This window comes from Streptococcus sp. HMSC076C08 (assembly GCF_001810825.1).
Lineage (GTDB): Bacteria > Bacillota > Bacilli > Lactobacillales > Streptococcaceae > Streptococcus.
Window position 1 is genome coordinate 54741 of record NZ_KV802736.1, and the last position, 8844, is coordinate 63584.

The following is an 8844-nucleotide window of genomic DNA, read 5'->3' on the forward strand; positions in this document are numbered from 1 at the left end:
AAAAAAACCTATAGGTAAAATTTTTTGATCTTTCTGAGAAGATGTTTTTTCTATGTACTCCGTGATAGTTTGTAAATCATTATATTTCTTTAAAACACTGAAAACATAAGCATTTAATCTGATTACACTTTCATCTACTTCGCTAGCCGTAAGTAACTTTTTAATTTTATCTTCTAGTTCTTTTATATTAATGGAGTAAAAACATTTACTGAGGTCTGTCTGTACTAATATACCCGTTTTATTATTTTCAATCAGAGTTTTCACTTCTTTAAAACTTGCATCTCTAAAATCAGAATAGGCTTCAAAATAAGGTTTAAAAATGGAATTTGTGTTTTGAGACACTCGATTTGCATATACATCATTAGATAATTGTCCATTATCTAATTCTCTACCTATAACTTCTACCCAAATTGCTCCTAATATCATTATTTTCAAATCAGAAAGTATGAAATAATTATATTCTATTTCACCATTTATCTTGTTTTCTGCAGTAAAACTGATAACATTTTTTTCTTGTTTACAGAGAGTATCATCATTTTTGTTATTCAATCCATTCTCAGAACGACTAATTTTTTTGAATAAGGGAACGGCATCGATAAAACAATTCCCTACATCAAATCGAGAATTTTTTATTTCATAATTAACATTTTCAATTTCCGCTTCTAAATATTCTCTAATTTTTAAAGAGTCTTTATCTGTATTACCAAACCATTTAACCCAGTTATACATATATCTTTTATTGTATCTTAATTCTGTTAAAATTTTGTTTGCTAAATATTTTTTGTTAACTAGAATATCTTTATTCATTTATCCTATAAAATCCCTTCACTTTTCATTATGAACTCAAAAGTCTCTAGCAACTTTCTTACAAAACTTATTATACTATTTAAGTGATTTTAGTTCAATAATTATTAGTCTATAGACTTAATGATTATATTCATAAACAAATTCATCGATATCTCATTTATCGAAAATCACTCTCTATAAGCTAAATAAAATTACATCAGTATTATAAAATGTAACGCTCAGCTCCTATATTATATTCTATCTTAATTATTATCTTTTATATAACTTATCAATCTTTTACTGACTATACAATAAATTTGAAAATTAGCAATTATTTCTTCATTAAAAAATAAGCCGCCTAATTGGGCGACTTAGTTTTATAGGGAGATTATTATGAAAAAGTTTTAGGAGTTTAAGTTAAGTTCCTCTTAACTTATGAACCTAGTATACCGTCCCTAACTTAAATTTTTCTTAAGTTTTTTGAGAAAGTCAGATTTTTCCATTTTTCTTGCCAATTTTTCTTGGAAAAGCGTTCTTGATAGAGCTTCATTCGGTCCTCATTATCTAGGAAATGAGGAGTTGGGGATACGTGAAAGTTAAAAATATCCTCTAAACCATAAGGCGCAAAGAGCTCCAAAGTTGCGTCTGCATGCAAACGGAGTCCTATCGCTGTACAGCGTTCGGGATACTTACTCATGGCATCACGAGAACTCGTGTAAAGCGCAGTGTGGGGACTGTGCAGATGCATATAGACCTGATTTTTCAACTCCCAATGATATTGAGGGGAATCTTCTCTCAGCTTTTTCTCTATGGATACTGTTTCCTCATAAGAAATATCTGGATCAAAGAAAATCACATCCACATCCGTCTCACGGTCAAAAGGCGATTTGTCTGACAAGAGATTCCAGATGAAATTTCTAACCGAACCCGCTGCCAACCACGAGTCTTTCAGATCAAGATCACGAATGATGGTCAGAATGGTCATCATATCTGGATTTTCTCTAAAAACCTCTAGAATTTCTTGTTCATTTTTCATTGTATTCATAACCTAAATGTTCATATGCCTTAGCAGTTGCCACCCGTCCAGAACGAGTTCGCATGATAAAGCCTTTTTGTATAAGGTAAGGTTCGTACATATCTTCGACTGTCTCACGCTCCTCGGCAATATTAACAGAAAGAGTTCCTAAACCAACTGGACCACCACCGTACATCTCAATCATGGTACGAAGGATTTTTTGGTCTACATAGTCCAAACCTTCATGGTCTACATCTAGCATGGTCAAAGCCTTATCGGTAATAACATCATCGATAACCCCATTTCCCATAATCTGGGCAAAGTCGCGCACGCGCTTGAGGAGACGATTGGCGATACGAGGAGTTCCACGACTGCGTAAGGCCAGCTCAGCAGCTGCCTCATGAGTGATTTCCATCTCAAAAATATCTGCCGTTCGTTCAACAATTTCCGTCAAGTCAGCACGGGCATAGTATTCCATATGACCTGTAATTCCAAAACGTGCCCGCAGAGGATTTGAGAGCATCCCCGCACGTGTCGTAGCCCCAATCAAGGTGAATGGTGGCAAGTCCAAATGAACACTGCGACTGCCCTCTCCAGCCCCAATCATGATGTCAATGTAGAAGTCCTCCATGGCACTATAAAGCACCTCTTCCACCGACATAGGCAAGCGATGAATCTCATCAATAAAGAGAACGTCTCCAGGCTCCAAATCATTCAAAATCGCTACCAGATCCCCCGCTTTTTCAATGACAGGACCTGATGTTTGCTTGAGATTGACACCCAATTCATTGGCAATAACAAAAGCCATGGTCGTTTTCCCCAAACCTGGAGGACCAAATAAAAGAACATGGTCCAGCGCCTCATCACGCATTTTTGCTGCCTCAATAAAGATTTGCAGCTGATCCTTGACCTTATCCTGACCGATATATTCACGTAAATACTGAGGACGGAGGGTACGTTCGACTAACTCCTCATCCCCCATGATTTCATTATCTAAAATTCTACTCATGTTCCTATTATAGCAAAAATCCAGCCTACAAACAAAAAAGCCACCTGATTGGGTGGCTTCTTTAGGGAGATTATTATGAAAAAGAAAAGTTTAGGATTTCATTAAATAAAGGGTACTCAATGAAAATCGAAATCAGACTAGGCAGATAGACGCAAGCATAACTATAGTTAGCTAAGTCGACTCTAACGAAGTATGGTGAGATTTTCGAAGAGTATTAGGAGGTCTTTATTTAATGATTATATAATACACAAGGAGACTTAAAATTCCCTTAATTTTTAAATCAATCACTAACAATTTTCTTTAACAGCTGTTTGACCTGCAATACGTCCAAAAGTAAAGATATCCGTAAGCGAATTTCCTCCTAGACGGTTACCTGCATGGAGTCCACCTGCGACTTCTCCGGCAGCATACAAACCAGGGATAATCTGCCCGTTTTCATTCAAAACGTGTGTTGAAGTATCAATCTTGAGTCCACCCATTGTATGGTGAACGGCTGGTTTTCTCGGTGTTGCGTAAAATGGCGCAACCTCACACTTGAGATCAAAACTACCTTTATTAAATTCAGGATCAAAACCTGCATCTACATAGGAATTGTAATTCTTAATCGTTTCCACTAGAACTTGTGGATTCACACCAATCTGAACCGCCAACTCTTCTATCGTATCTGCACGATAGAGAGTGCCTGCTTTGACTTGGGCATCGATTTTTTCTTGGCTAGTATTGTAGGCTGTTTCCTTGATACGTTCATCTGCGATTAGATAGAACAAGCCTCCATTATCAATCGCCGCTTGAGATAGCTTGTCTCGGCTACCGTACTCATCTACAAAGCGCTTCCCTTCAGTATTTACCATGATGAAGTTTGCTGGAGGAACTTGAAGTCCTGAGAAAAGAGCTCCTGTCACTGGATCGGATACTGGCATCATTTGACTAAAGCCCATACCCACTAAATCTGCACCTACACTTTGCCCTAAAAGAATACCATCTCCTGTTACAGCTGGTGTATTAGATGTAGCAATATCATCTGCAATTTCAGTCCAGTAGGTATTGTATTTTTGTAGCATCTTTGTATTGGCACCAAATCCTCCAGAAGCTAGAACAACGGCATCTGCATTGACAATGATGGTTTGACCATTTCGACCTTCTGCTCTGACACCCTTGACAGCCCCGTCTTTTACAAGCAATTCTTTAACTGGAGAATCTGTCAAAATCTTGCCACCATGTTCTAGAACATATTTTTGTAGGACAGATATAAAGGCATACCCCATTGGTTGAACCGGCTTATGGCCACGACGCCAAAGGGCTCCAACTGGCATTGTCACTTCGCTACGAACAAATTCAACGCCGATGTCTTCCAACCAACGAACAGACTCTAGGGCCCGTTCGGTTAAAACAGAAACCAAATCGTATTGGCCATGAATTTCATTCCCTTGTAAATCTTTTCGTTTCCCACCGATATAGGTTTGGATACGATAGAGCAAGGTAGAATCGAACAAATAGCTCGGGTCCTGCAAATACTGCTCAACCTCAACTTTCAAGGCTCTAAAGTCCTCTAGATATTCTGGATCAATCGTTGATTCATCTGTCGCAATCAATTCTTGAAGCGTATGTGCCTCACCTGGATGAGCTGCGAAGGTTCCTTGCCATGCTGGATCTGGTGCATTCATTGGACCACCTGCACGAACAGTATTTCCTCCAATTGCAGGAAATTTCTCAACAACAATTGGCTTCTTACCAGCTTGTAAGACTGCAGCCGCTGCAGCTAATCCAGCTCCTCCGCCTCCGACGATGACAACATCTGCCTGATAGGTCTTATCTTCTTTATCTAGGGCAGATGGCGCTTTTGAACGCTTCCGTAAAACATCTGGATTTGCACCGGCTTGTTTGACTGCACGCGCAACTCCATCTAAAACACCATTTGAAGTCACAGAAGCTCCTGACACCGCATCAACATTTAATGTTTGCCCCTCAATGATTTCTGCTGGAATACGGGTAAAGACGACATCTGCGATTCCTGAAGATTCTCCAGAAGAATCGATTTCGATTTTTTCAATACGGTCCTCAGAAACCGTTACATCCATCGGTAATTTACCATTATGGCCTTCAGTTGTAACATGGTAAGTCCCCGGTTCAAAGCGAACTTCTTCAGGAAGGTTTAGTTGGTTTGCAACGGATACAAAGCGAAGGAAGCGATAAAAACAACTATCTAGGAAATCAACGGTTCGCTCATCAATCAAATCTCCATTATCATCAAATGCTCGATGCGCTCGACCAAGTAAAAACTCACTACCTGGCATAACTGTTGCATTTACCCCAGGAGCATCCAAAATCTGACGAAGATGAAGTTGGGCTCGTGAAGAACCTTGAATATCGTAAGAAGCTCCGACAATCATTGTCGGCTTTCCGTCTAGCGGATGAATGTTAAAAGACAACCACTCGAGCAAGCTATTCAAACTTGATGGAATCGTATGATTGTGCTCGGGTGTCGAGATAATGACACCATCAGCTTTTGAAATAGCTTGATTAAACTTCTGAATAATAGGTGTATCTGTTTGATCATCTGTTTCATTGAACATTGGTACATCTGTTATCTCTAAAATCTCAATATCCGCTTTCTGAGCAAAATGTCTTTTCATAAATTGCAAGAGGTTGCGATTATAGGATTTTTTTGCATTAGTCCCAACAATAGCTACTAATTTCATGGATTGTTCTCCTTTCTTGAAATACCTATGCTTTCAACCATTCTTCCCAAATGAAAGATTTCTTACGATTTGTATCTTCTGGTTTGACTAAAGCTTTTGTTAATTCAACAAAATTTTGAAACTCTGAAAAATGTTCTTCTAGTTCTGCAACCTTTTCAGGATTGTTCAAATGACACTCATCATCTAGTACTTGCTCAGAATGACCTAGAAAGAACTCTGTACCAGGCATAACTCTCGCTTTAAGCTCCGGCGCATCTAAAATCTGACGTAAATGTGCCTGCGCTCTAGAGGTTCCTAGCAAACCGAGAGAAGCACCGACAATCATAGTTGGTTTGTTGACCAAAGCACGACTGGTATAAGCAATCCACTCCAAAGCAGAGGCCAAAGGTGCTGGTATCGTGTGGTCGTACTCAGGTGTTGAAATAATCACACCATCTGCGGCAAGAATTTTTTCTGAAAAAGCTTGAACTTCAGCTGGCGCTTGCTTGTCCTCAGGTTCGTTAAATGCTGGCAATTGTTTGATTTCCAATACCTCAATGTCGGCTTTATCCGAAAAGTGCTTTTGCATAAATTTCAAGAGTTTCCGATTGGTTGAGCGATCTGAATTGGTTCCAACGATAGCAACTAGTTTCATCTTGGTACCCCTTTTATTTATTTAATCTACTTTCATTATACTACTTTAGAAAATCTTGTAAATCCTTGATAATAAAGACCGTGTTATTCTATCAGATTATCGTACTTTAGTACAAGTTCGTGAAAAAATTAACAAAATATCTTCTTAAACTATTGACCAGCTTCCTTAACTATGATATAGTCTTGGTGAAAAAATATACATTTAAGGAGGATGTTTTTATGAAAGAGACATTCAATCGTTGGAGGATTTTAGTCGCGTCTACAGCCATTCTTCTTTGCACAGGTGCCGTCTATTCCTTTTCTGTTTTTGCCGGACCACTTAGCAGCTCAACAGGCTGGTCCATGTCTGATATTATGTTAGCATTTGCTATCAACTCTGCAATCGGCCCTATCCCCATGATTCTCGGAGGTTATTTAGTTGACAAAGGTTATGTAAAATGGACCATCGCCCTCGGCGCTCTTCTATTTGCTAGCGGATTTTACTTAACCGGCTATGCCAATTCACCAGCCATGCTTTATTTGACCTATGGATTAATGGCCGGGCTTGGTCAAGGTTTTGCCTATTCGGGTGCGCTCTCCAATTCACTTCGTCTCTTCCCTGATAAACGTGGCTTAGCCTCTGGAATTCTGACAGGCGGCATGGGATTTGCCGCAGTCATCGCTTCCCCAGTCGCGAGCAATCTCATTCAACAACAAGATGCCTTCTTTGCTTTTCGTACAATTGGGCTAGTCTATATTGTTGTTATCATCTGTGCAATTTTCTTTATCAAGGCAGCTCCAAGCGGCTACCAACCAGCAGGCTGGAAAGCTCCAGTACAAACTAAGCAAGGACCTACTAATAAAAACTGGAAACAAATGCTACAAAGTCCTCTGTTTTACATTATCATTAGCATGTTCTTTGTTGGCGCCTTTTCTGGTTTGATGATTGCCTCTCAAGCATCACCAATCGGTCAATCAATGTTTGGACTCTCTGCTGGTACTGCAGCTCTCTATGTCTCTCTTTATTCAATCGCAAACTCTAGTGGTCGTTTTATCTGGGGATCACTTTCTGATAAAATCGGTCGTTCAAAGACCTTATTGATTATTTATTCTGTCATTGTCCTAGCTTTATTCTCCCTAACTATCGTCCCTGGTCAACTCGGGTTTACCTTAGGAATTATTGGACTTGGTATCTGCTTTGGCGGTGTTATGGGGGTCTTCCCATCTATCGTCATGGAAAATTACGGTCCTGCAAATCAAGGAGTCAACTACGGTATCGTCTTCACTGGATATTCTTTAGCAGCATTTTTCGCTCCCAAAGTCGCAGTTCAAATGGCAATGGCTAATGATGGAAATTATAGTGTAGCTTTTTATGTTGCTATTGCTTTAGCCTTCATTGGACTTATGCTTACTATTTTTTATATGAAAAAGAAAGCTTAAAACTCGAAAACTTCCTAGATAAGGAAGTTTTTTTGGTATAATAAAAGTAGTAATAGAATATTGGGAGGATTTACCATGGCAGACCGTTCACGTTTCTTACGAGATAACCCATCTGACTTCCCATATGATTTTGAAAAACAAATCTTATCCAAAACATCTCCTGACACAATCTATCATTGTCATCCTGAGCTAGAGATTATTTATGTTACAAAGGGTTCTGCCATCGTTCATATCAACTCAGAACGCTTTGAAAGTCGTGAAGGAGATATTTTTCTTATCCAACCGACCTCTCTCCATGCTATCTATTCTCACAAAGATCAAGAACTATTTTCTACCAGCTTTCGGATTCATCTAGATTATCTTGGGAGAAGTCAAATTGACAGCTTTAGCCAACGCTATATCCAACCCCTCCACTCTGGTCACTTTTGCCTCACTCCTCAAATATCACCAGGCGATAAGGCCTATGATCAAATTCAATCCTGCCTTCTTTCCCTTTTTTCTATCCTTGAAGAAAAAGGCATATACTACGATCTACTCATAAAATCTAAACTATACGAATTGCTTCATCTTCTCTTTAAGTATAGATACGTTAATCGACACTATACAGATGATACCTACCAAAAATACCAAAAACTAAAAGAAGTGATTTGCTACCTTGAACAGCACTACTCAGAAGCCATTCATATTGAGCAACTGGCTGCAACATTTGGATATAGTAAAAATCACTTTATGAGTATTTTCAAGCAACATACTGGAGCCAGTTGTATGGACTACCTGCTCCAGTTACGTCTTGAGAAATCCTGTGAGAAACTCGTCCAAACCAACCTCAGTATTCAAGAAATTGCAAGCCAGGTCGGTTTCACCAACCTTTCAAACTTCAACCGTCAATTTAAGCAGCACTATTACCTAACACCTAGACAGTATCGAAATCAACAACTAAAAAAGAAAACATAATTCTTTCTCCTTAGTCTTTTCTAAGGAGTTTTTTCAAACAAAAAAGCCACCTGATTGGGTGGCCTCTTTAGGGAGATTATTATGAAAAAGAAAAGTTTAGGATTTCATTAAATAAAGTTAGGAGGTCTTTATTTAATGATTATATGATACAAGATGAATCTTAAAGCTAACTTAACTTTTTCTCTGATTTATCATTTTTTTAAAAAATTCTTTTAAAATGGAATTTCCTCTCCAAGCCATAAAAAAGCCACCTGATTGGGTGACTTCTTTAGGAGATTATGATGAAAAAGAAAAGTTTGGGATTTCATTAAATAAAGTTAGGAGGTCTT

General features: G+C 38.6%; 6 protein-coding genes and 1 pseudogene. 2 read left to right on the forward strand and 5 right to left on the reverse strand.

The annotated features are described in order from the left end of the window. From HMPREF2766_RS10190 to HMPREF2766_RS08520, 5 genes and pseudogenes are all read right to left on the reverse strand, one after another. Positions 1 to 807 (reverse strand): annotated as a pseudogene (locus HMPREF2766_RS10190) (hypothetical protein); the annotation flags it as partial. Between the two features lie 439 nt (positions 808 to 1246). Beyond that, on the reverse strand, positions 1247 to 1831 hold the full coding sequence (locus HMPREF2766_RS08505) for a nucleotidyltransferase family protein (protein WP_070569305.1): 585 nt from the start codon (positions 1829 to 1831) through the stop codon (positions 1247 to 1249). Further along, entirely contained in the window at positions 1812 to 2810 is a 999-nt protein-coding gene (ruvB, locus tag HMPREF2766_RS08510) for a Holliday junction branch migration DNA helicase RuvB (protein WP_083303907.1), read from the reverse strand. Before ruvB ends, HMPREF2766_RS08505 begins: the two co-directional genes overlap by 20 nt. Positions 2811 to 3097: 287 nt before the next feature. After that, the gene (locus HMPREF2766_RS08515; RefSeq protein ID WP_070569307.1) at positions 3098 to 5509 is read right to left on the reverse strand and encodes a flavocytochrome c; all 2412 of its coding nucleotides are present in this window, start codon (positions 5507 to 5509) and stop codon (positions 3098 to 3100) included. 25 nt (positions 5510 to 5534) lie between these two features. Beyond that, positions 5535 to 6143: an NADPH-dependent FMN reductase gene (locus tag HMPREF2766_RS08520; RefSeq protein ID WP_000779601.1), complete on the reverse strand. Its 609-nt coding sequence runs from the start codon at positions 6141 to 6143 to the stop codon at positions 5535 to 5537. Positions 6144 to 6361: 218 nt separating this feature from the next. On the opposite strand from HMPREF2766_RS08520, the gene HMPREF2766_RS08525 reads away from it, so the two are divergent. Next, complete coding sequence (locus tag HMPREF2766_RS08525) at positions 6362 to 7561, forward strand: L-lactate MFS transporter (RefSeq protein ID WP_070569309.1); 1200 nt, start codon at positions 6362 to 6364, stop codon at positions 7559 to 7561. Between the two features lie 75 nt (positions 7562 to 7636). Beyond that, positions 7637 to 8515 (forward strand): AraC family transcriptional regulator, encoded by an 879-nt coding sequence (locus tag HMPREF2766_RS08530; protein WP_070569312.1) that lies wholly within the window; start codon positions 7637 to 7639, stop codon positions 8513 to 8515. Positions 8516 to 8844 lie beyond the last annotated feature (329 nt).